17 protein-coding genes are annotated in these 22,228 nt (G+C 68.6%); 10 read left to right on the forward strand and 7 right to left on the reverse strand.

All coding sequences use genetic code 11. The features are described 5' to 3' along the window. Position 1 precedes the first annotated feature (1 nt). The 5 genes from PV766_RS07190 (at position 2) to PV766_RS07210 (ending at position 7,404) form a co-directional block, all read left to right on the forward strand. Positions 2-910, forward strand: a complete 909-nt coding sequence (locus PV766_RS07190; RefSeq protein ID WP_016935471.1) for an RluA family pseudouridine synthase — start codon at positions 2-4, stop codon at positions 908-910. Positions 911-913: 3 nt separating this feature from the next. Beyond that, positions 914-1,561 (forward strand): hypothetical protein, encoded by a 648-nt coding sequence (locus PV766_RS07195; RefSeq protein ID WP_255161222.1) that lies wholly within the window; start codon positions 914-916, stop codon positions 1,559-1,561. 64 nt (positions 1,562-1,625) lie between these two features. Then, positions 1,626-2,567, forward strand: a complete 942-nt coding sequence (gene rarD, locus PV766_RS07200; RefSeq protein ID WP_371053742.1) for an EamA family transporter RarD — start codon at positions 1,626-1,628, stop codon at positions 2,565-2,567. Between the two features lie 38 nt (positions 2,568-2,605). After that, positions 2,606-6,142, forward strand: a complete 3,537-nt coding sequence (gene dnaE, locus PV766_RS07205) for a DNA polymerase III subunit alpha (protein ID WP_129976185.1) — start codon at positions 2,606-2,608, stop codon at positions 6,140-6,142. 122 nt (positions 6,143-6,264) lie between these two features. Continuing rightward, positions 6,265-7,404 carry a carboxylate-amine ligase gene (locus PV766_RS07210; protein WP_064062932.1) on the forward strand — a complete coding sequence of 380 codons (1,140 nt, stop codon included), beginning with the start codon at positions 6,265-6,267 and terminating at the stop codon, positions 7,402-7,404. Between the two features lie 101 nt (positions 7,405-7,505). Here the strand turns inward: PV766_RS07210 and PV766_RS07215 are convergent, their stop codons facing one another. Further along, positions 7,506-7,733 carry a hypothetical protein gene (locus PV766_RS07215; RefSeq protein WP_016935389.1) on the reverse strand — a complete coding sequence of 76 codons (228 nt, stop codon included), beginning with the start codon at positions 7,731-7,733 and terminating at the stop codon, positions 7,506-7,508. Between the two features lie 122 nt (positions 7,734-7,855). Between PV766_RS07215 and PV766_RS07220 the strand changes: the two genes are divergently transcribed. Next, a complete protein-coding gene (locus PV766_RS07220; protein WP_421096752.1) occupies positions 7,856-8,329 on the forward strand; it encodes a nitroreductase family deazaflavin-dependent oxidoreductase in 474 nt (157 codons plus the stop codon). 127 nt (positions 8,330-8,456) lie between these two features. Continuing rightward, positions 8,457-9,776 (forward strand): threonine ammonia-lyase IlvA, encoded by a 1,320-nt coding sequence (ilvA, locus tag PV766_RS07225; RefSeq protein ID WP_026003284.1) that lies wholly within the window; start codon positions 8,457-8,459, stop codon positions 9,774-9,776. A 35-nt stretch (positions 9,777-9,811) separates the two neighbouring features. Here ilvA and PV766_RS07230 read toward each other — a convergent pair whose 3' ends face one another. Then, positions 9,812-10,087 carry a hypothetical protein gene (locus PV766_RS07230; RefSeq protein ID WP_016934122.1) on the reverse strand — a complete coding sequence of 92 codons (276 nt, stop codon included), beginning with the start codon at positions 10,085-10,087 and terminating at the stop codon, positions 9,812-9,814. An 86-nt stretch (positions 10,088-10,173) separates the two neighbouring features. Then, on the reverse strand, positions 10,174-11,922 hold the full coding sequence (gene treZ, locus PV766_RS07235) for a malto-oligosyltrehalose trehalohydrolase (protein ID WP_421096753.1): 1,749 nt from the start codon (positions 11,920-11,922) through the stop codon (positions 10,174-10,176). 111 nt (positions 11,923-12,033) lie between these two features. Between treZ and PV766_RS07240 the strand changes: the two genes are divergently transcribed. Then, positions 12,034-12,702 carry a TetR/AcrR family transcriptional regulator gene (locus tag PV766_RS07240; RefSeq protein WP_016934124.1) on the forward strand — a complete coding sequence of 223 codons (669 nt, stop codon included), beginning with the start codon at positions 12,034-12,036 and terminating at the stop codon, positions 12,700-12,702. A 39-nt stretch (positions 12,703-12,741) separates the two neighbouring features. On the opposite strand, the gene PV766_RS07245 is transcribed toward PV766_RS07240, so the two are convergent. Next, entirely contained in the window at positions 12,742-13,155 is a 414-nt protein-coding gene (locus tag PV766_RS07245) for a YchJ family protein (protein ID WP_421096754.1), read from the reverse strand. 158 nt (positions 13,156-13,313) lie between these two features. Between PV766_RS07245 and PV766_RS07250 the strand changes: the two genes are divergently transcribed. Next, entirely contained in the window at positions 13,314-13,799 is a 486-nt protein-coding gene (locus tag PV766_RS07250) for a TIGR00725 family protein (protein ID WP_016934126.1), read from the forward strand. Between the two features lie 149 nt (positions 13,800-13,948). Here the strand turns inward: PV766_RS07250 and treY are convergent, their stop codons facing one another. From treY to PV766_RS07265, 3 genes are read right to left on the reverse strand one after another with little or no spacing between them, the layout of a single operon-like run. Beyond that, complete coding sequence (treY, locus tag PV766_RS07255; protein WP_421096755.1) at positions 13,949-16,351, reverse strand: malto-oligosyltrehalose synthase; 2,403 nt, start codon at positions 16,349-16,351, stop codon at positions 13,949-13,951. Continuing rightward, positions 16,348-18,621, reverse strand: a complete 2,274-nt coding sequence (glgX, locus tag PV766_RS07260; RefSeq protein WP_064062936.1) for a glycogen debranching protein GlgX — start codon at positions 18,619-18,621, stop codon at positions 16,348-16,350. The genes treY and glgX overlap by 4 nt, the downstream gene beginning before the upstream one ends. A 47-nt stretch (positions 18,622-18,668) precedes the next feature. Beyond that, complete coding sequence (locus PV766_RS07265) at positions 18,669-20,747, reverse strand: acyltransferase family protein (protein ID WP_421096756.1); 2,079 nt, start codon at positions 20,745-20,747, stop codon at positions 18,669-18,671. Positions 20,748-20,897: 150 nt separating this feature from the next. On the opposite strand from PV766_RS07265, the gene PV766_RS07270 reads away from it, so the two are divergent. Continuing rightward, on the forward strand, positions 20,898-22,187 hold the full coding sequence (locus tag PV766_RS07270) for an adenosylmethionine--8-amino-7-oxononanoate transaminase (RefSeq protein ID WP_064062938.1): 1,290 nt from the start codon (positions 20,898-20,900) through the stop codon (positions 22,185-22,187). The last annotated feature ends 41 nt before the right edge of the window (positions 22,188-22,228 follow it).

Raw genomic sequence — 22,228 nt, forward strand, 5'->3', positions numbered from 1 at the left:
GATGCCCGTACCCGACGGGCTCGACGGGATGCGTGTCGATGCAGGCCTCGCGCGCCTGCTCGGTCTGTCCCGGACCGTGGTCGCCACGCTCACCGAGGAGGGCGCCGTCGTGGTCGACGGTGCGGCCGTGGGCAAGTCCGACCGATTGTCCGGCGGCTCGTGGCTCGAGGTCGAGCTACCCGAGCCGCCCCGCCCCCTGACCATCGAGGCCCAGCCCGTCGAGGGCATGGAGATCCTCTACGCCGACGACGACATCGTCGCCGTCGACAAGCCCGTGGGTGTCGCCGCCCACGCGAGCGTCGGATGGACCGGCCCGACGGTGATCGGCGGTCTCGCCGCCGCCGGATACCGGATTTCCACGTCCGGCGCCCACGAACGGCAGGGCATCGTGCACCGGCTCGACGTGGGTACCTCCGGCGTCATGGTGGTCGCGACATCCGAACGGGCCTACACCGTCCTCAAGCGTGCCTTCAAGGAGCGCACGGTCGAGAAGCGGTACCACGCGCTCGTCCAGGGGCATCCCGACCCGAGCAGCGGTACCATCGACGCGCCCATCGGCCGGCACCGCAGCAGCGACTGGAAGTTCACGGTCACCGCCGACGGGAAACCCAGCGTGACGCACTACGACACGATCGAGGCGTTCCAGGCCGCGAGCCTGCTCGACATCCACCTCGAAACCGGTCGCACCCATCAGATCCGCGTGCACTTCTCGGCGCTGCGTCACCCGTGCTGCGGCGACCTCACCTACGGCGCCGACCCGCGTCTCGCGGCACGTCTCGGTCTCGAACGGCAATGGCTGCATGCCTGCACACTCGGGTTCTCGCATCCCACCCGCGGACATTGGGTCGAGATCACCAGCAAGTACCCGCCGGATCTCGAACACGCACTCGCCGTGTTGCGCAGCGCCTGACCGATGGGACGCGTCCTGCCCTGGGCGGCGGTCGTCGCCCTCGTGGTCGCCGTGCTCGTCGCCGGGTGGACCGCCCCGCCCCGGCCGGCCCCGGTCGGCACCGACACCCTCGGCCCCGACAACGGTGAAGCGGTCGCCGACTACCTGACGCGAGCCGCCGACAGTCTGACCGAGGCGGACGCGGCCGGAGACCTCGAACACTGGGGACTGGTGTCGTTCGCCGACACCGTGGCCGTCGACCGGGTCGTCGAACTCGCCGACGAGGTGCGGGTGGGGCAGGTGCTGCTCCGCGTCCCGCTCGATCGTGTCCAGACACCCCTCGTGCCGGTCGCGGTGCCGGAGAATCCGGAGGCCGTGCGGCGCGCCCCCTCGGTCGCCGCAGGCCGGCTGGGCCTGGTGGAGTTCGGAACGGAACGCGCCGAGCGGATCGCCGCGGTCTCCGCAGAGCGGCTCGCCGCGGGATGCGAGTGCGTCGTCGCGGTGGTCCTCCGCGGTACCGCAGCACAGTTCCGGGCCGTCGCCGACGAACCGGACGTGCGCGCCGTGGAGGTCCTGCCCGCCGACGCGGTCGCGGGACGCTTCGCGGTGACCCCGCTGCTCCCCACCCATGTCGAGACGGTCGTGCCCGGCCCCGACGACGGGGAGGTGTGATGTCACCGCGGGACGACGGTCCCTTCGGGACGACAGTGCACCGGCGACTCCGTACGGTGATCCGGTGACCGACTCGGGGCGACACGGCGACCCGGGACAACGGAGCCTCGTGCGCACGGGCGTGCTGTGCGGACTCGGCGCCTACGGGTTGTGGGGACTGTTCCCCGCCTACTTCGGTCTGCTCGAACCCGCCGGCGCCGTCGAGATCCTCGCGCATCGCGTGCTGTGGACTCTCGTGCTCATGCTGGTCGTGCTCGGTGTCATGGGCCGTCTGGCCACCCTGCGCGGCCTGTCCGCCCGCACGTGGGGTCTGGTCGCCGCGGCCTCCACTGCGATCGCGATCAACTGGGGCGTGTACATCTACGGTGTGGTCTCGGGCCGGGTGGTCGAGACGGCGCTCGGCTACTTCGTCAACCCCCTCGTCAGCGTGGTGTTCGGGGTCCTGTTCTTCCGCGAACGACTGCGGCCGGCGCAGATCGCCGCGCTGGTGCTGGCGGTGTGTGCGGTGGTGGTGATCACCGTCGACTACGGCAGACCGCCGATCATCGCGCTGACCCTCGCGCTGTCGTTCGCGTCCTACGGAGTGATCAAGAAGATCGTGCCGCTGGACCCGCGGACGTCCCTGGCGGGGGAGGGAGTCGTCGCCGCTCCGTTCGCACTCGGATACGTGATCTTCCTCGCGGTGACAGGTACCGGGACCTTTCTCGGGCACGGGGTGGATCACACCGCCCTGCTCGTGTCGACGGGTCTGGTGACCGCGGTGCCGCTGCTGCTCTTCGGTGCGGCCGCGCAACGGGTCCCCCTCGCCACGCTCGGCATGCTGCAGTACCTCACGCCGAGTCTGCAGATGGCATGGGGTGTATGGGTGCTCGGGGAGGACATGCCCGCCTCGCGGTGGATCGGTTTCGGACTGATCTGGATCGCGCTGGCGGTGTACAGCACGGACGCACTCGTGCGGGCCCGTCGTCAGCGTGCCGTGGTCACCGCGGAGCCCCGCGCGGCTTAGACTCGTCTCTGCCCACAGACATCCCGGGAGAGGCACGCGTGGCTGACTCGTTCGTTCATCTGCACACCCATACCGAGTACTCGATGCTCGACGGTGCCGCCAAGGTCGGACCGTTGTTCAAAGAGGCCGAACGGCTGGGGATGACGGCCGTCGGCATGACCGACCACGGGAACATGTACGGCGCCAGCGAGTTCTACAACGTCGCGAAGAAGTTCGGTATCAAGCCGATCATCGGTATCGAGGCGTATGTGGCGCCGGAGTCGCGGTTCTCCACCAAGCGTGTGCTGTGGGGCGACCGCAGCCAGAAGTCCGACGACGTCTCCGGCTCGGGTGCCTACACCCACATGACGATGGTCGCCGAGAACTCGACGGGTCTGCGGAACCTGTTCAAGCTGTCCTCGCTCGCCTCGATCGAAGGTCAGCTCGGCAAGTGGGCGCGGATGGACGAAGAGCTCATCGCCCGGCACCACGAGGGCATCATCGCCACCACCGGCTGCCCGTCGGGCGAGATCCAGACGCGTCTGCGCCTCGGCCACGACCGCGAGGCGCTCGAGGCCGCCGCGAAGTGGCAGGAGATCTGGGGCAAGGACAATTTCTTCCTCGAGCTGATGGATCACGGCCTGTCGATCGAGCGTCGGGTGCGTGAGGGTCTGCTCGAGATCGGCCGCAAGCTCGACATCCCGCCGCTGGTGACCAACGACTGCCACTACGTCACCAAGGATGCGGCCGCGAACCACGAGGCGCTGTTGTGCATCCAGACCGGTAAGACGCTCTCCGATCCCACCCGCTTCAAGTTCGACGGCGACGGCTACTACCTCAAGTCGGCCCGGGAGATGCGCGAGCAGTGGGACCGCGAGGTGCCCGACGCGTGCGACAACACGTTGCTCATCGCCGAGCGTGTGCAGTCCTACGACGAGGTGTGGGCCCACCGCGACCGGATGCCCGTCTTCCCGGTGCCGGAAGGGGAGACACAGGCGAGCTGGTTGCACAAGGAGGTCATGCGCGGCCTCGACCGGCGCTTCCCGGCCGGCCCGCCCCGCGAGTACGTCGAGCGCGCCGAGTACGAGATCACGGTCATCAACCAGATGGGCTTTCCGGCGTACTTCCTCGTCGTCGGCGACCTGATCAACCACGCCCGCGAGGTCGGTATCCGCGTCGGACCCGGTCGTGGTTCGGCCGCCGGTTCGCTCGTCGCCTACGCGATGGGTATCACCAACATCGACCCGATCCCGCACGGTCTGCTGTTCGAGCGGTTCCTCAATCCCGAACGTGTGTCGATGCCCGATATCGATATCGACTTCGACGATCGCCGCCGCGGGGAGATGGTGCGGTACGCCACCGAGCGGTGGGGCAACGACAAGGTCGCCCAGGTCATCACGTTCGGCACCATCAAGACCAAGGCCGCGATCAAGGACTCCGCGCGGGTGCAGTTCGGTCAGCCCGGTTTCGCGATCGCCGATCAGATCACCAAGGCGCTGCCGCCGCCGATCATGGCCAAGGACATTCCGGTCTCGGGCATCACCGATCCGAGTCACGAGCGGTACAAGGAGGCCGCCGAGGTCCGTCAGCTGATCGAGTCCAACCCGGACATCAAGAAGATCTACGACACCGCGCTCGGCCTCGAGGGCCTGATCCGCAATGCGGGCGTGCATGCGTGCGCGGTGATCATGTCGTCCGAGCCGCTCATGGACGCGATCCCGCTGTGGAAGCGCGCGCAGGACGGCGCGATCATCACCGGCTGGGACTATCCGTCCTGCGAGGCCATCGGCCTGCTGAAGATGGACTTCCTCGGTCTGCGCAATCTCACCGTCATCGGCGACGCGATCGAGAACATCAAGGTCAATCGCGGGATCGATCTCGACCTCGACACCCTGCCGCTGGAGGATCCGGCGACCTACGAACTGCTCGCGCGCGGCGACACGCTCGGCGTGTTCCAGCTCGACGGCAGCGCCATGCGCGACCTGCTGCGCCGCATGCAGCCCACCGGCTTCGAGGACATCGTCGCCGTGCTCGCGCTGTACCGCCCCGGCCCGATGGGCATGAACGCGCACAACGACTACGCCGACCGGAAGAACGGGCGGCAAGAGGTCAAGCCGATCCACCCCGAACTCGAGGAACCGCTGAAGGACATCCTCGCCGACACCTACGGCCTGATCGTCTACCAGGAGCAGATCATGCAGATCGCTCAGAAGGTGGCCGGGTACTCCCTCGGGCAGGCCGACCTGCTGCGTCGCGCGATGGGCAAGAAGAAGAAGGAGATCCTCGACGAGGCCTACGACGGCTTCGCGCAGGGCATGAAGGACAACGGCTTCTCGCAGGCGGCGATCACGGCGCTGTGGGACACCGTTCTGCCCTTCGCCGGTTACGCGTTCAACAAGTCGCACGCCGCCGGCTACGGCCTCGTGTCGTTCTGGACCGCCTACCTCAAGGCGAACTATCCGGCCGAGTACATGGCCGGGCTGCTCACCTCCGTCGGCGACGACAAGGACAAGGCCGCGGTCTACCTGTCCGACTGCCGCAAGATGGGCATCACCGTACTGCCCCCGGACGTCAACGAGTCGCACACCAACTTCATGTCGGTGGGTGAGGACATCCGGTTCGGCCTCGGCGCGGTCCGCAACGTGGGCGCGAACGTGGTCGCCTCCATCATCAAGGGACGGGAGGAGAAAGGCCGCTACACCGACTTCTCCGACTACCTCAACAAGATCGACACCGTCGCATGCTCGAAGAAGGTCACCGAATCCCTCATCAAGGCAGGAGCTTTCGACTCGCTCGAACACCCGCGTAAGGGATTGATGCTCGTCCACGCCGACGCGATCGACGCGGTGATGAGCACGAAGAAGGCCGAGGCGATCGGCCAGTTCGACCTGTTCGGCGGGGCCGACGCCGACGAGTCCGTCGCCGCGGTGTTCAACGTCCGTATCCCCGAGGAGGAATGGGACACCAAGCATCTTCTCGCTCTCGAACGGGAGATGCTCGGTCTCTACGTCTCCGGGCACCCGCTCAACGGCGTCGAACACGTCCTCGCGTCCCAAGCCGACACCCAGATCCCGGCGATCCTCGAAGGCGCGCTCAAGGACGGCACCCAGGTCACCGTCGGCGGCATTCTCGCCTCCGTGAACCGCCGCATCAACAAGAACGGTCTCGCCTGGGCGTCCGCGCAGCTCGAGGACCTCACAGGTGGCATCGAGGTGCTGTTCTTCCCGCAGTCCTACGCCGTCTACGGTATGGACGTGGTGGAGGACTCGGTGGTCCTCGTCAAGGCCCGGGTGTCCATCCGCGACGACCGGATCTCCCTGATCGCCAACGATCTCGTCGTCCCCGACCTGTCGCAGATCGGGGTGGCGAAACCGGTCTCGGTGTCCATGCCCACCCGGTTGTGCACCCCCGACAAGGTCGGTGCCCTCAAGAACGTGCTGACGCGTCATCCCGGTTCGTCCGACGTGCATGTGCGGCTCATCACCGGCAGCAAGGTCACGGTTCTCAAGCTCGACGACAGTCTGCGGGTCGAAGCGTCGTCGGCGCTCATGGGCGACCTCAAGGCGCTGCTCGGGCCGGGTTGCCTGGCTACCTAGCGGTCTCGCCGCGCGGTCCGAGCACCTCGGCCGGCCGATACGGTTCACACCGAGCACCCTGTACACCCACGCCGAACCGTTGTCCCTTCGTAGAGTGAAAGATCTCGAGTGGGGAGAACGCCATGACCGCCACAGGACCGACGATCACCCCCGCCGTGCGCGGTGGGGCGGCGGCAACGATCGGCGTGGAAGAGGAATTCGTCCTGGTCGACTTCCGTACCGGCCGTCCCCACCTGCGCAGTCTCGAGGTGATCGAGGCCGGACGCGAACTCGGCATCGACCTCACCGTCGAGCTCTCCCGATGCCAGATCGAGACCGCCACCGCGGTGTGTACCCATCCGCAGGACCTACGCGCACAGTTGCACCGCACTCGCGCGGCCGCAGCCGATGCCGCAGCGCGCGCCGGATGCCGGCTGGTCGCGGTCGGAACACCGATTTTCGAGCCTCCGGCGGGATCGATCACCGCCACGCCGCGCTATCAGCGCATGGCACAGCACTTCGGGGGCATCGCCGACGGCGTGATCTGCGGATGCCACGTGCACATCGGTGTCGATGATCGTGACCGCGCGGTACAGCTCATCAACCATCTGCGACCGTGGCTCCCCACCCTGCTGGCGTTGACCGCGAACTCCCCGATCGCCGACGGCCGGGACACCGGCTATGCCAGCTGGCGATACCTGCGATGGGGGCGCTGGCCGAGCGCGGGAGTGCCCCCGCAGTGCACCTCGGCCGCGGATTACGACGCGGCGGTCGAATCGCTGCTCGCCACCGGCACGATCCTGGACCCCCGCATGGTCTATTGGGATGCGCGGATCTCCGCTCGTCATCCGACCGTCGAGATCCGCGTCGCGGATGTACCTGCGACCGTCGAGGAAACCGTCACGCTGGCCACCTTGGTCTATGCGCTGGCCGCCCGGGCGACAGCGGCGATCGAGCGCGGTGAGGCGGCGCCCTCGGTCGGCCGGGAGTTACTGCGCGCAGCGTGCTGGAGAGCCGCCCGGGACGGTCTGGCCGGGCGCGGCGTCGATGTTCACTCTGCGCAGCTGGTTCCGGCTGCGGAATTGATCCGCCGACTGCTCGTCCAGGCAGGGCCGGTCCTCGAGGAACTCGACGCCTATCGATCCGTGCACGACACTCTGGCATCGATCCTGGACCGCGGCAACGGCGCGATCCGGCAACGGCGCATCCGCGAGCATGGCGGCTCCTTCGCGGATGTGATCGCCGATGCGGCACGGCGCACCGTCGAGGGCTGTACGTCCTGATCCACCTCGGACGGTCGGGGATCTCGGGTACTCGGGGATCCAACCGATCGGGCTGCACGAAGCCCGGCCGGACGTCACGGGTGCAGATGGGGACGGTTCGTTCACGAACGGAACACGCGCCGCTGGAACCGGCGGACCCACCACACGGCGACGGTGACCGCGGCCGCGCCGAGCACGGCACTCTGTGCGCTGGCGGTGACGACGAGGACCACGAGCAGGGTGAGGACGCCCATCGCGAGAGCTTCGAGCTTGTACAGGGGCCAGATCGTCCCGGCGATGTCGACACCGTCGGTGCGCTCGCGAGGGACCCGGGTATCGAGCACGGACATCGCGGTGCACCTCCTGAAGGTCGAGCGGAATACTTCTTCAGGATAGACGCAGGGAAGAGTTCGGGCCACCGAACTCGGCAATCGAGCGGCGACCGTCACCACGAGCGTGTTGACTGATCGGCATGCCACTGCACGGAGAGTACGAACCGAGTCCCGTCGAATGGAGCGCGAAGCAGGTCGAGGAGTACGAGTCGTCGGGCGGTACCCGCGGCACGACCCTCCAGGGTCGGCCGGTGATCATCCTGACCACGGTCGGGGCGAAGTCCGGCAAGCTCCGCAAGATCCCTCTCATGCGCGTCGAGCACGAGGGTGCCTATGCCGCCGTCGCGTCGCTGGGCGGCGCTCCGAAGCATCCGGTCTGGTACCACAACGTCCTGGCGAATCCGCACGTCGAGTTGCGGGACGGCACCGAGATACGGGACATGATCGCTCGCGAGGTCCACGGCGACGAGAAGGCGCAATGGTGGGAACGTACCGTCGAGGCGTTCCCGCCGTACGCGGAGTATCAGGAGAAGACCGACCGTGAGATCCCGCTCTTCGTCCTCGAGCTCGCCGAAGACCCGGAATCGATCGCCGGGGGTGCTGCGGGCGCGTAGCCGATCACGGCGAAGAATCCGAAGATGCTGCCGTCCCCGTGAGGCGGGTCCCGCCGTGGTGGGCGATTCGGGGGAGTGGCAGCATTGACGGGTGACCTCCACTTCGCGAACAGCAGAACCGACGACTGTGACTGCCGTGCCCGGCGCGGCCGACATCGATGCGGCTGCCGAGCGAATTTCGGAGGCGGTCGCCCCGACCCCGCTCGAGCTCAGCCCCCGGCTCTCGGCCCTCGTGGGTGCGAACGTCTACCTCAAGCGTGAGGATCTCACTCGCGTGCGGTCTTTCAAGCTCCGCGGCGCATACAACGCGATGGCACAGCTCGACGCGGCCGAACGCACCGCAGGTGTGGTCACGGCGAGCGCAGGAAACCACGCCCAGGGTGTGGCCTACGCGTGCCGGGTGATGGGAATCCAGGGCCGAATCTACGTGCCCACCCGCACGCCCAAGCAGAAGCGCGACCGGATCCGCGTGCACGGCGGGGACAGCGTCGAACTCATCGGCGTCGGCGACACCTTCGACGCCGCGGCCGCGGCGGCAGCGGACGATGCGCTCCGTACCGGAGCGACGATGATCCCGCCTTTCGACGACGCCCGCACGGCCGCCGGGCAGGGCACGATCGCGCGCGAGATCCTCGAACAACTCGACGGCGATCTCGATGTCGTGCTCGTCCCCGTGGGCGGGGGTGGCCTCGTCGCCGGCGTTGCCGCGTATCTGCGCGAGCGGTCCCCGCGCACGTCGATCGTCGGCGTCGAGCCGGCGGGAGCAGCATCGATGACGGCCGCGCTGGTCGCGGGCGGTCCGGTGACGCTGCCGGAGGTCGAGCCGTTCGTCGACGGCGCCGCGGTCAAACGGATCGGCGACGTTCCCTACGCGGTCGTGTCCGAACTCGGCGCGGAGGTCGTGTCCCATTCGAGCCTGCCGCTCGTGGCCACGCTGCGCCGCGAAGGGCTCGGCCGCGCACCGTTCGGGATGACCCAGATCGACGAGGGTGCACTGTGCACCACGATGCTCGACCTGTACCAGAACGAAGGCATCATCGCCGAGCCCGCCGGCGCGCTGTCCGTCGCCGCCCTCGACGCGATCTCGGTGCAGCCCGGAGCGAACGTGGTGTGCCTGGTGTCGGGCGGCAACAACGACGTCTCACGCTACGGCGAGATCATCGAGCGGTCGCTCGTCCACCGCGGACTCAAGCACTATTTCCTCGTGGACTTCCCACAGGAGCCCGGTGCGCTGCGCCGGTTCCTGGACGAGGTCCTCGGGCCGGACGACGACATCACCCTGTTCGAGTACGTCAAGCGCAACAACCGGGAGACCGGTGCCGCCCTCGTCGGTATCGAACTGGGTGCTGCAGAAGGCCTTTCGTCGCTGCTCCATCGCATGGACGCATCGCCGATCGACGCGCAGCGACTCGAGCCGGGGTCGCCGGCCTATCGTTATCTGACGTAACCGGACGCCCCGGCCGCGTCAGGGGTGATGTGCGGTCACCAGTGATTGCACACCCACCACGGGCCCCACCAGTAGCAGTCGGGCCGCCAGTAGTTGTCCCGGTGATGGTCGCGGTCGTAGTTCTTGTCGTGACGGTTGTAGTACTGGTCGTGATCGTGGTGGTCGTAATTTCCGTGGTCATCGTGTCCGCCGCCGACATTCACGATCCCGGGTGCGGTGTCGACGGTCGGGGACGCCGATGCGACTCCGGCGGGAACGAGAACGAGGGCGGTGCCGAGAAATGCGCTCGCCAGAATCTTCCTGGTCTTCATGGGGATTCACCTCGAGAATTCGACGGTACCCGAGACGGTACTCGCTCACTCGTGGCATAATCAACGACTTTTTCGCTCGACAAACGTTATCGCTGGGGCGTGTCCGGAGCCTCGAGGACGGCGAAGGACCAGCCCGGGACGAGCACCGCGGATTCGGTGCGGTTGACGACCGGTTCGTCCCACCACAGCAGCGGCTTCCCGCCGACCGGCACGGTGACGGGATCGGGTCCGAGATTGCAGGCCACGCGGAGCGCCCCGCGGTGCACGACGAGCCACTTCTCCTCGTCGTCGTAGGTCACGTGCACGTGCTCGAGCCAGGGATCGGTGAGCTCGGCGCGGGCTCGCCGGAGCGCGATGAGCGCCCGGTAGCACTCGAGCAACCGGGCGTGCCCGTCCTCGCCGCGTTCGTCCCAGCGCAGTTTCGATCCGACGAAGGTCTCCGGATCCTGCGGGTCGGGTACGTCGGCGGCGTCCCAGCCGTGTTCGGCGAACTCGCGTCGGCGACCCTCGACGACGGCCGCGGCGAGTTCCGGTTCGGGATGCGACGTGAAGTACCGGAAGGGTGTGCTCGCACCCCATTCCTCGCCCATGAACAACATCGGTGTGAACGGTGAGGTGAGTACGAGCGCGGCCTTCAGGGCGAGCTGTCCGGGTTCGAGATAGGCCCCCGGCCGGTCGCCGAGTGCCCGGTTGCCGACCTGGTCGTGCGTGCAGGTGTAGGCGACCAGTCCGCTCGCCGGCGTGCGCCGGGTGTCGAGCGGACGTCCGTGGACGCGTCCGCGGAAGGTGGAGTACGTCCCGGCGTGGAAGAAGCCGTGCCCGAGGGTGTACGCGAGGCAGTCCAGGGAGCCGAAGTCGCCGTAGTAGCCCTGTCGTTCACCGGATACCGCCGCGTGGATCGCGTGGTGGACGTCGTCGGCCCACTGCGCGTGCAACCCGTAACCGCCACCGGGCCGCGGGGTGATCATCCGCGGATCGTTCAGGTCCGATTCCGCGATCAGCGACAGGGGACGACCGAGATGGGCGGACAGGCGGAACGTCTCGACCGCCAGTTCTTCGAGGATGTGCGTCGCAGTGTGGTCGACCAGCGCGTGCACGGCGTCCAGGCGGAGCCCGTCGATGTGGAAGTCGCGGAACCAGCGCAGCGCGTTGTCGAGAATGTACTTGCGCACCTCCCCGGAACCCGGACCGTCGAGGTTGATGTTGTCGCCCCAGACGCCCGGTGCCGCGGAGAGATAGGGACCGAAGCGGCCCAGATGGTTCCCGGACGGGCCGAGATGGTTGTAGACGACGTCGAGGACGACCCCGAGACCGCGCGCATGAGCGGCGTCGACGAAACGCTGCAGCGCGTCGGGGCCGCCGTAGGGCTCGTGGACCGCGTACCAGAGCACCCCGTCGTAACCCCACCCGTGGGTGCCGTTGAACGCGTTGAGCGGCATGAGCTCGACGAATTCGACCCCCAGTTCCACGAGTTCGTCCAGTCGGCCGATCGCGGAGTCGAGGGTGCCCTCGGGGGTGAAGGTCCCCACGTGCATCTCGTAGACGATGCTTCCCGTCAGTTGCCGACCGGTCCAGCCGCGATCGGTCCACTTCGCTCCGTCCACCACGTGCAACTGCGACGGCTCGTGCACGCCCTCGGGCTGCCGGGGCGACCGCGGGTCCGGGAGGACCGCCCCGGTGTCGTCGTCGAGCACGAAACCGTATCGGGCGTCAGGGGCGACATCGACGGTGGCACGCCACCAGCCGTCGTCGTCGCGTTGCATGTCGTGGAGCGTTCCGTCGGCGAACAGGCGGACGGACGACGGGATCGGAGCCCAGACCTCGAAGGTGTGCACCCGACCAGCATGCCGTGTCGGCGGCCCCGGTGCAGCGGATGAGGCCGTCGGGAGCCAGGGCTGCGGTGCATCAAATTTTGCTGCAGCTGCAATGCACTCGATACTGGGGAAGTGAACCCGAATCCCGAGCGAGCCCGCCGACGGTACATCTCACCGTTGCGGGAGGAGTCGGCGCGTCGTACCCGCGAGACGATCCGCGACGCCGCGGCGCGCCTGTTCGTCCGCGACGGCTACGTCAGCACCACCGTCAAGAACATCGCGGACGAAGCAGGTGTCGCCGTACGGACCGTATTCACCGCCTTCCCCGGCGGCAAGGCGGAGATCTTCCGCGAGGCACTCGACCACGCGGTGGCCGGCGACGGCGACCCGCGGGCGGCCACATCGGATCCGGAGCCCCACAAGGGAAGCGGCACGGTCTCGCACGTGGATCTGGTGGTCGAGCAGCTGGTCCGCTACGGCACCGCGATGCTCGAACGTGCGGGTGGGCTGCTCATGACCTCCGTGGAATCGTCGGGGGCCGACCCCGACATGCGTCGATTCGCGGCGGACGACGCGAAGGCGACGGCCGAGAACGCCCGTACCCTCGCCGAAGGGCTCGAACACGCCGGCTGGCTGCGCGAGGACGTCACCGTCGAACACGCCGCCGACGTCCTGTTCACCCTGAGTTCCCCGCAGGTACATGCCCTGCTGCGACGCGAGTGCGGATGGGATGTCGATCGGTACCGGCAATGGCTCTCCGGCACTCTCCGCACGACGTTGCTGCGCACACCCGCGCCGTGACGTCGGTGCTCTGCCCGATCGCACCGTGACGGAGTCGATTCAGTCGTCGCCGTGATCGTCGAGGTAGAGCCACTCGCCGTTCTCCCGCACGAACCGGCTGTGTTCGCGCACGGAGTCGGGCATGCCGGACGTCGTCCAGTGCGCGCGGAAGTCCACCCTGCCGGTGGTGTGCAGGAATCCGCCACCGGTGGTGTGCACTATCTCGAGCCCCGTCCAACGCTGCTCGGGGTCGAACTCGATCGAGCGCGGGCGCGTGGTCGGATGCCAGGTCCGCATCAGGTGCGCCGCATCGCCCACCGTGAATGCCGTGTACCGCGAACGCATCAGCCGCTCCGCGGTCGGGGCGTTCGCGCCGGCCAGCAGTGGCCCACAGCATTCGGACAGGGGTACCCCGCGACCGCACGGGCACGGGGAATCCGGGCGGGTCTCGGCTCGGCGCTCGGCTCTGCTCATGGCCACAGTGTCCCCCAGCCGGTCGCTCGGCCGGCTTCGGGGCGGTGGCTGCGGAGGATCGCCACTGCCGGCGACGAGCGCGGTGTTGTGGAGCGACCGATGCCGGATCGCGAATGATGTTCTCGGACCGCGCGCTCCGGAGCGTTCCATGATGCACAATGCCGAACATGAACGCGCAGCGCTATGTCGGGGTCGTGGGTCCGGGTGAAGCCACGCCCGAACAGCGACGTATCGCCCGGCAGGTCGGGGGGCTCCTCGCCGGCCGCCGGGCCGTCGTGGTCACCGGCGGCCTGGGTGGGGTGATGGCGGCGGCCTGTCGCGGCGCTGTGGAAGCCGGCGGGACGACCCTCGGTCTGCTACCCGGGGACGACCGTGCCGAGGGCAATCCCTATCTGACGGTGGCCGTTCCCACCGGTCTCGGAGAGATGCGCAACGCGCTGCTCGTGCGCAGCAGCGACGCGTTGATCGCGGTGGGCGGCAGCTGGGGCACGATGAGTGAGATCGCGCTCGCGGTCCGGATCGGCGTTCCGGTCATCGCCATCGGGGGCTGGAAGATGCCCGCTGCGGGAGTGCTCGACGTCGAGTCGCCCGCCGAGGCCGTCGAGTGCCTGCACGCACTGTTGTGGCGTAAGGATCCGGTGTGATCCGACCGTGGACACGACGAGGGGCGCGAATCTACGAGTCGGCGTCGGCGGGTTCGTACCGTCGGCGGGTTCGCCTGGAACCGGCGGCGGACCCGCCGGCGCCAGGCCGAAGAAGACGCGCGCGACGCCCTCGACCCTGAACGGCACCTCTATCCGGAATTCCGAACCCGCACGAGCGCTGCCACCGGCAGGGGATCGAGCAGATCGACGATCCGGACCGGCCCGGTGAAGGTGCGTCCGGTCAGGGCATCCGACCATTCGCCGTCCGGCAGGTGAAGAGCCGTGTCCTTCCATCCGGAACGCGACAGCGCCACGGTGTGGCGAGCGGACACCGCGAGCACGTCGAGATCGTCCGGTGCGGGACCACGGCCGAACGCGAGAAGATGCTCGGCGGCCGGGCCGGTGGCGAGTATCGGCACGTAGGCCCCGCCGACGAAGCTCTCCGGACGTTCGCGGCGCAACCGGAGCGCCGTGCGCACGAGCGTGAACTTCGCCGGGGCCGAATCGGGGGCGTCGAGCAGTCGCCGTCGGGCGTCGAAGTCCACCGGCCGCCGATTGTCCGGGTCGACGAGCGAGTCGTCCCACAGTTCGGTGCCCTGATAGACGTCGGGTACACCCGGACCCAGCAGCTGCAGCAACTTCTGGCCGCACGAGACGGCCGCGACGTGCGGTTCGACCTCCGCGACGAACGAGGTCAGCTCGCCCGCGACGGGTCCGTCGAAGATCGCGTCCAGCCAGCCGTCCACGGCGGCCTCGAACTCCTCGTCGACCTGGGTCCACGTGGATCGGGTCCCGTTCTCCCGCAGCGCCTTCTGTGCGTAGGCGTGAACCCGGTCGCGCAGTTCGGCGGTCACCACTCCGTCGAGTGGCCACACCCCGAACAGGGTCTGCCACAGGAACAGTCCGATCGCCGGATCCGGCGCGGGCGCACGGTCGTTCCACGACCCGAGCCGCCGCGACCACTCGTCGGCGACCTGCGAGAGCACACCGATCCTCGCCCGGACGTCCTCGCTGCGCTTGGTGTCGTGGGTCGACAGGGTGGTCATCGCCCGCGGCCAGTGCCGAGCCCGCTGGGTCCATGCAAGGTGGAATTCGGCCGGGGAGAGGGAGAAACGGCCGGGTTGCCCGCCCACCTCCTGCAGCGAGATCAGCCGCGCCGCACGGTAGAACAAGCAGTCCTCGACCGCCTTGGCCGTCGCGGCCCCGCACACCTGGCCGAAGCGGGTCGCGGATTCGTCCCCGAAGGCCATCGCCCGGGCGAACACCGCGAGCGCGGGACCGAGCGAGGGGTGCGAACGGGCGAGATCGCCGACGATGCGCGGCACCAGGGTCGCGAGCGGCGCGTAATCGGCACGATAGACGGGAAGCTGTGCGGCGACGGCGATCACGGCCTCGTGCAGCGTCCCGTCGTCGCATTCGGTGTCGCCGGTCTCACGCCGGATCGCCCGCACGAGCCGGCGTACCTCCGGTGCGAGCCCGTTCCCGAGCACCGACCGCTTGAGGTCGTGTTCGCGTGCGTGCAGCCACGATACGTCGCCCTCTGCGCCGGTGAACCTGCGCGACAAGGCGTTCAGTTCCGGCTCGCCGGACGGATCGACGAAGACCGCCGACAGTTCGCCGAGCGCGTCGTAGCCGGTGGTGCCGTCCACCGGCAGGGTGGCGTCCAACGGCTCGGCGTCGCCGAGGATCTTCTCGATCACGAGCCACCGCTCGGGGCCGATCACCTCGCGCAGACGCGCGAGATAGCCGGCGGGATCGGCGAGACCGTCCGGATGGTCGACGCGGATCCCGTCGACGAGATCGTCGGCGATCCACGACGCGACCTGCTCGTGCGTCGCGTCGAACACCTCCGGATCCTCCACCCGCACGGCGGCGAGATCGTCGACGGTGAAGAAGCGGCGATATCCGATCAGCCCCGAGTTCCACGCCACGAGACGGTAGGCCTGTCGCGCGTGGACCTCCTCGCCGGTGCCGGCGTCGGTTCCGGGGGCGATGGGAAATCTCTTGTCGTAGTAGGCGAGCAGAGGTTCGTCGCCGGAACGGTCGACGGTCAGGTCACGGATGTCGTCGTCGGACCCGAGCACCGGCAGGGCGATCCGTCCGTCCGCGCCGTTGTCGTCGGCGAGGTCGAGATCGAAGAAGGACGCGTACCGGGACCCGGACCCGTGTTTCAGGACGTCCCACCACCAGGCGTTCTGGCGCGGGTCGCTCACACCGACATGGTTGGGGACGATGTCGACGACCAGTCCCATGCCCCGCGCGCGCGCCTCCCGCGACAACCGCTCCAGCCCCTCGCGGCCCCCGAGCGACTCGGAGACCGTGCCGGGATCGACCACGTCGTAACCGTGGGTGGACCCGATCGTCGCGCTGAGGACGGGGGAGAGGTAGACGTGCGAGACCCCGAGGGCGTCGAGGTAGTCGAGCACGGCGACGGCGTCGGCGAAGGTGCACTCGTCGCCGCGCATCTGGAGTCGGTAGGTGGACAGCACCGACGCAGGGTTCCCCGCGCCGCCGCCGCTCACACCTGCCGACTCCGTGACATCCGAGGTCACCGGGTTCTCCGGAGCACCAGCACCGAACGCGCCTGCACCCGCACCGGTTTACCGGCGACGACCGTCTCCTCCCGCAGACCGTCGGGGACGTCGGTGTCGAGCGCGACCGTCCACTCCTCGGCGTGCGGGCCGTCGGGGGTGACGAACTCGATCGGTTCGTGATGGGCGTTGAAGCACATCAGGAACGAGTCGTCGACGACGCGCTGCCCCCGCTGATCGGGCTCGGGGATGCCTTCGCCGTTGAGGAAGACCGCGAGGGACTTGCCGAAGCCGCTGTCCCAGTCCTCCGGCATCATCTCGTCGCCGGCCGGGGTGCGCCACGCGATGTCGCGGGACTGATCACCGCTGCGGATGGGCCGGCCCTCGAAGAACCTGCGCCGCCGGAACACCGGGTGCTCGGTCCGCAGCGCGATCACATGGCGGGTGAACGCGAGCAGTTCGGCGTTGGACTCGGCGAGCGACCAGTCCACCCACGACAGTTCGTTGTCCTGGCAGTACACGTTGTTGTTGCCCTGCTGGGTGCGACCGAACTCGTCGCCATGGGCGAGCATCGGCGTGCCCTGGGACAGGATCAGCGTCGCGAGCATGTTGCGTTGCTGGCGCCCGCGCAGCGCGAGGACCTCGGGATCGTCCGTGGGACCTTCCACCCCGCAGTTCCACGACCGGTTGTGCGACTCGCCGTCGCGATTGTCCTCACCGTTGGCGTCGTTGTGCTTCTCGTTGTACGACACCAGATCCGCGAGGGTGAAACCGTCGTGGGCGGTGACGAAGTTGATCGACGCGCCGGGGCGGCGGCCGGTGTCCTCGTACAGATCGGACGAGCCGGTCAGGCGCGACGCGAACTCACCGAGGGTGGCCGGTTCGCCGCGCCAGTAGTCGCGGACCGTGTCGCGGTACTTGCCGTTCCATTCCGTCCACTGACCGGGGAAATTGCCCACCTGGTAGCCACCCTCGCCGATGTCCCACGGCTCGGCGATGAGCTTGACCTGCGAAACCACCGGATCCTGCTGGACGAGATCGAAGAAGGCCGACAGGCGGTCGACGTCGTGCAGCTCGCGCGCCAGAGTCGACGCGAGGTCGAAGCGGAAACCGTCGACATGCATCTCGGTGACCCAGTAGCGCAGGGAATCCATGATCAGCTGCAGGGTGTGCGGGTGACGGGCGTTGAGGCTGTTGCCCGTTCCCGTGTAGTCCATGTAGTAGGCCTTGTCGTCGTCGACGAGGCGATAGTAGGCGGCGTTGTCGATGCCGCGGAAGCTGATGGTGGGACCGAGATGGTTCCCCTCGGCGGTGTGGTTGTAGACCACGTCGAGAATCACCTCGATGCCGGCCTCGTGGAAGGTCCGCACCATCGCCTTGAACTCGGCGACCACCGCGCTCGGCTTGTTCGACGACGAGTACTCGGCGTGCGGCGCGAAGAACCCGAAGGTGTTGTACCCCCAGTAGTTCCGCAGGCCCTGGTCGAGCAGCACCTGGTCGTGCATGAACTGGTGCACCGGCATCAGCTCGATCGCGGTGACCCCGAGGTCGAGGAGATGGTCGATGATCGCCGGATGCGCGAGCCCGGCGTAGGTGCCCCGCATGTGCTCGGGGACGTCCGGGTGCGTCGCCGTCATGCCCTTGACGTGAGCCTCGTAGATGACGGTCTCGTTGTAGGGACGCCGGGGCTGGCGATCCATCGCCCAGTCGAAGAACGGGTTGATCACCACCGTCGTCATGGTGTGGCCCAGCGAGTCCAGTGCGGGCAGATCCGCGGCCGCGTCGGAGGTCCGTCCCGTCGCGATCGCCTCGGGTTCGGCGGTGTCGTCGGGCGCGGTGGCGCCGCCGTCGGTGTCCTCCGATGCCTCGTCCGTGGCCGGGCCGGTCTCGGGCTCGGCGCCGGGCAGCGGGTAGGAGAACAGCGACGGATCGCCGTCGAACGAGCCGTCGAATGCCTTCCCGTACGGATCGAGGAGCAGTTTGCTCGGATCGCATCGGTGTCCGTTCTCGGGGTCGAACGGGCCGTGCACGCGATAGCCGTAGCGCTGGCCGGGTGAGACCGTGGGAAGGTATGCGTGCCAGACGTATCCGTCGACCTCTTCGAGAGGGATGCGGGTCTCCGTCCCCTCGCGTGAGATGAGGCACAGTTCGACCTTCTCGGCGATCTCGGAGAACAGCGCGAAATTCGTGCCGGCCCCGTCGTAGGTCGCTCCGAGGGGGTACGGGGATCCCGGCCACACTTCCAGCGTCTCGGGCATCTCGTCGGTAGCACTCGCTTCGGTGGACTCCATGCCCGCCAACAGTAGTCTTCCGGCGGCCCGGGCACCGGGTGAGCGCGTCACCACCAGCCGGTGGCGGGACCGAGTTGTCTGCCGAGCTCGGGCGTCAGCGTGCGGACGTAGGTGGTGGTGAGGTGGTTCTCGTCGCGGTAGATGAGGATGTTGCCCTCCACCGCCCGGCACAGGTCCGGGCGGCAGAACTGGTCGGACAGGTCGAGCAGCGACACGGTGGGCAGGTGCGCGGAGGCGGCGATGGCCGGGTCGACCGGGTCCAGCGCCTCGCCCCGGGGCACCCCGCACGTCTCGGCGTTGCCGCCCCCGGCGAGGCAGTCGGCGGCCCGGTACGCGACATCGTCGCGGAAGAGCCACGGGTTGTCGCGGATCGCGATCACCGGGATGCCGTAGTCGGCGAGCGTCTGCCACAGGTCGATGTACCAGAACGGAACGAAGTCGCCCGGCCCTTCGCCCTGATCCTTGGTGCGCGTCGAGGTGGTGAACACGTAGTCGGGCGGATCCGCGCGCAGTTCCGCGAGCACGGCGGTCGACCACGTGTCGCACTCGATCGTCGGGGACTCCTCGACGAGCGGGGCGAGCGGATCGGACAACGGGCACCCCACCTTGAGATAGGTGTCGAGGCGGAAACCGTGTTCGATACCGAGCGCGTCGAGCGCGGCGAGCCAGTGCTCCGAATGCGACCCACCGGCGAGCACCATGCGGCGCGTCGCGAGCGGATCGCCGTAGGTGCAGGTCAACGGCGTGCGATTGGTGTGCTGGGCGATGCAGTTGTCGAGTGTCGCAGGAGGCAGGTCGCGATGGGCGACCAGTAGCGGTGGTTGCACCGGCTGCGGCTCGGTGGAGACGGCGGGATCGAAGACGGCGGCGCCCGGATACAGCTCCGCCGGCAACGCCGAGGTGCGCTCGACCGTCTCGGCCGAGCGGTCGACGTAGGTGTGCCAGAGATTGCCGGCCCCGACGAGCGCGACGGCCGCGACCGTCACGAGACCGAGCACGGCCGTCCGGGACGGCCGAGGAGGGGCGACGCGACGGAGAGGCTCCTCGAACCACCGGGTCGACGCCTCGGTGAGCAACAGCGACAGGACGATCACACCGAGCCCGCCCACGAGACCGACCGACGGGTGCCCGCGCACGATCAGGTAGCCGATGAGGAGCGGCCAGTGCCACAGGTACAGCGAGTAGGCGATCGCCCCCAGACGCACCATCGGTGCGGACGCCAGCAGTCGCGCCGACGGGGTGTCGTGGTCGGGACCGGAGCCGACTCCCGCCACGACGAGAGCCATCGCCGCGCCGACGGGCACGAGCGCCCACGGACCGGGGAACAGGGCGTTGCCGTCGAGGACGAAACCGCACGCGAGCAGCACGACGAGTGCGAGCCCACCGAGCACGATCCGCAGCACACGCGGAACCCGCAGCCACGGTGACAGGCACACGAGCAGTCCGCCGAGGGTCAACTCCCAGGCGCGGGCGGCACTGTCGTAGTACAGCCACGACTGCGCCCGGTCGGACAGCACCGCGTACGCCAGCGAGGATGCGGTGAGTGCCGTGAGCAGCACCGTCAGCGGGATACGCACCGGCATCGACATCCGGCGCAGCAGCCATGCGAAACCGAACACCACCACGAGCGCCGCGACGTAGAACTGGCCCTGCACCGCGATCGACCACAGGTGCTGGAGCGGGCTGACCATGGGATCCGCGGCCAGATAGTCACTGGCGGTGAGGGCGAGGTACCAGTTCTGGACGAAGAGCAGCGACGCCCCGGTCTGGTCGGCCACCGCGAGCCACTGTGTGAACGGCTGCAACACGACCGTGGCGACGGCGACGGCGCTGAGCACGAGGACGAGCGGGGGCAGCAGACGCCTGCCGATCCTCCGCAGGACGGGACGCGGGTCGAGCGGCGCCGGGGATTCGGCGGTCCGCAGCAGCGAGCCCACGAAGAAGAAGCCGGACAGTGCCAGGAAGACGTCGACCCCTCCCGAGACGCGGCCGAACCAGACGTGGAAGATCACCACGAGCGCGATCGCCAGTCCGCGCAGTCCGTCGAGATCGGCGCGCCGCGCGGGGCGGGTGCCCGCCGTCCGCGCGGCACTCTCGAGTTCTCGTCCCGAGGTGTGGACGGACATGTGACGGATACCCCCGGTGTCATGCGTGTTCGGCTGTACTGTCGCCCGGCGCCGATCGGTGCACCGGACGATTGCCGTGAGTGTTGTTCACGGCAACTCGGCAGACTACGCGGCTGCGGTGGGGGGCGGCCAACCGCCTACAGTCTGGGCGTGAGCAACTCCTCCCTCTCTCTCGAACGGATTCGCACTCTCGACAGCCGGCACCTGTGGCATCCCTACGGCGCGTTTCCGGCGCCCGCCGAATCGCTCGTGGTCGACCGCGCCCACGGTACCCGGCTCGTTCTCGCCGATGGACGCGAGCTGATCGACGGGATGAGTTCGTGGTGGGCGGCAGTGCACGGATATCGCCATCCGGTTCTCGACGCCGCGGTCCGGGACCAGCTCGAACGGATGAGTCACGTGATGTTCGGCGGCCTCACCCACGAGCCCGCCGCGCGGCTCGCGGAACTGCTCGTCGACATCACCCCCGAGGGTCTCGACACGGTCTTCCTCGCCGATTCGGGCTCGGTGGCGGTCGAGGTCGCCGTGAAGATGGCGGTGCAGTACCAGCGCGCTGTCGGCAGGCCCGGACGGCGTCGTCTGCTCACCTGGCGGGGCGGCTACCACGGCGACACCTTCGCCCCGATGAGCGTGTGCGATCCGGAGGGCGGCATGCATGCGCTGTGGACCGACATGCTGGCGCGGCAGATCTTCGCTCCCGCCCCACCGGCGCATTTCGATCCCGGCTACGTCGCGCAGTTCGAGGCGGTCCTGCTCGAGCACGCCGACGAGCTCGCGGCGATCGTCGTCGAACCGGTCGTCCAGGGCGCCGGCGGTATGCGCTTCCACGACCCGCTCTATCTGCGTGAGCTACGCAGGATGTGCGACGAGCACGGACTGGTGTTGATCTTCGACGAGATCGCGACCGGTTTCGGGCGCACCGGGGAACTGTTCGCGGCCGACCACGCGCAGGTGAGCCCGGACGTGATGTGCGTGGGCAAGGCGCTCACCGGCGGGTACATGACACTCGCCGCGACGCTGTGCACCCGGGCCGTCGCCGAAGCGATCAGCGCCGGCGAGGGCGGCGGCGTGATGCACGGCCCGACCTTCATGGGCAACCCGCTCGCGTGCGCCGTCGCGGTCGCGGCGGTCGAATTGCTGCTCTCCCGCGACTGGCGCGCCGAGGTGGGGGCACTGAACGCGGGCCTGACGGAGGGGCTCGTCCCGGCCCGCGAGCTGCCGGGGGTCACGGATGTTCGGGTACTCGGGGGTATCGGTGTGATCGAACTCACCGACCCGGTGGACATGCGTGCGGCGACCGACGCGACGGTCGCGGCCGGTGTGTGGCTTCGTCCGTTCCGCAATCTCGTCTACGCCATGCCTCCTTACGTGTGCTCCACCGCCGACGTCGCGGAGATCACGTCGGGGATGATCGCTGCGGCGGGCGCCCAGGTCGGGTAAGCCGCCGCGGGGGCATGCCGCGGGACGTTCGACGCGGCATC

The sequence above is a fragment of the Rhodococcus sp. As11 genome (assembly GCF_048957735.1).
Classification (GTDB): domain Bacteria; phylum Actinomycetota; class Actinomycetes; order Mycobacteriales; family Mycobacteriaceae; genus Rhodococcus; species Rhodococcus gordoniae.